This window comes from Mesorhizobium sp. M8A.F.Ca.ET.021.01.1.1 (assembly GCF_003998025.1).
In the GTDB taxonomy this organism is placed as follows: domain Bacteria; phylum Pseudomonadota; class Alphaproteobacteria; order Rhizobiales; family Rhizobiaceae; genus Mesorhizobium.
The window spans coordinates 1-1,118 of the sequence record NZ_RZSJ01000971.1; the positions used below are offsets into that span (position 1 = coordinate 1).

The following is a 1,118-nucleotide window of genomic DNA, read 5'->3' on the forward strand; positions in this document are numbered from 1 at the left end:
GCAAGTACCCGTTCATAGATCAACGCCGGGATGGCCGAACCGGCGGAGCCGCAATTGTCGGTGCGGCCGGCCTGGACGAAGCCATTGGCCCGATAGAAGGCTACGGCGCGGGTGTTCTTCTCTTCCACTTCGAGCCGAATCCCATGGGCTTCCGGAAAACTCTCGATGATTTCGTCGAGCAGCATGCCGCCGATGCCTCGGCCCTGCAGCGCAGGAAGCACATAGAGCTGCCTGAGCATAACCACGCCGCCGTCACCGACGGCTTCGGCAAAGGCCATGCCGCCAATGCGCTTGCCGTCATCGGCAACGAGGAACTCGCTGCTCGGCTTGACCAGCCTGGCCTTCAAAGAAGCGACGGAGTGCCATTCATTGGTGATCTCGGTGACCCGTTCGGCGCCGTAGATCGCGTCATAGGTGGCATGCCATGTTTCGACCAGCAACGCCCGGACGGCTGCGAGGTCGCGATCCCCGGCGGTGCGGACGAACATGCCTTTACTCGATGCCCAGCTTGGCCTTGACGAGATCGTTGACGGCCTGCGGATTGGCCTTGCCGCCGGTCGCCTTCATCACCTGGCCGACGAACCAGCCGGCCATGGTCGGCTTGGCGCGTGCCTGCTCGACCTTGTCGGGATTGGCCGCGATCACCTCGTCGACCGCCTTCTCGATGGCGCCGGTGTCGGTGACCTGCTTCATGCCACGGCTTTCGACCAGTTGGCGAGGATCACCACCCTCGCTCCAGACGATCTCGAACAGGTCCTTGGCGATCTTGCCGGAGATGGTGCCTTCCTTGATCAGGTCGATGACCGCACCGAGTTGGTCGGGCGAAACCGGAGCGGATTCAATGTCCTTGCCGGCTTTGTTGAGAGCGCCCAGCAGATCGTTGATGACCCAGTTCGCGGCGAGCTTGCCGTCGCGCCCGGCCGCTACCTTCTCGAAATAATCGGCGATCGGCTTTTCCGACACCAGGATCGCTGCGTCGTAGGTCGAGAGGCCGAGCGAGGAGATCAGCCGCGCCTTCTTGTCGTCGGGCAGTTCCGGCAATGCCTTGGCCAGGGCGTCGACATAGGCCTGGTCGAATTCCAGCGGCAGAAGATCCGGATCGGGGAAGTAGCGGTAGT

General features: G+C 62.8%; 1 protein-coding gene and 1 pseudogene. Both read right to left on the minus strand.

Features of this window, described 5'->3' with window-relative positions:
- Positions 1-488 (minus strand): GNAT family N-acetyltransferase (locus EOA36_RS35915; protein WP_145969533.1); only part of this gene is annotated, 488 nt, incomplete at its 3' end.
- A 4-nt stretch (positions 489-492) separates the two neighbouring features.
- Positions 493-1,118, minus strand: a pseudogene (gene gatB, locus EOA36_RS35920) (Asp-tRNA(Asn)/Glu-tRNA(Gln) amidotransferase GatCAB subunit B); the annotation flags it as partial.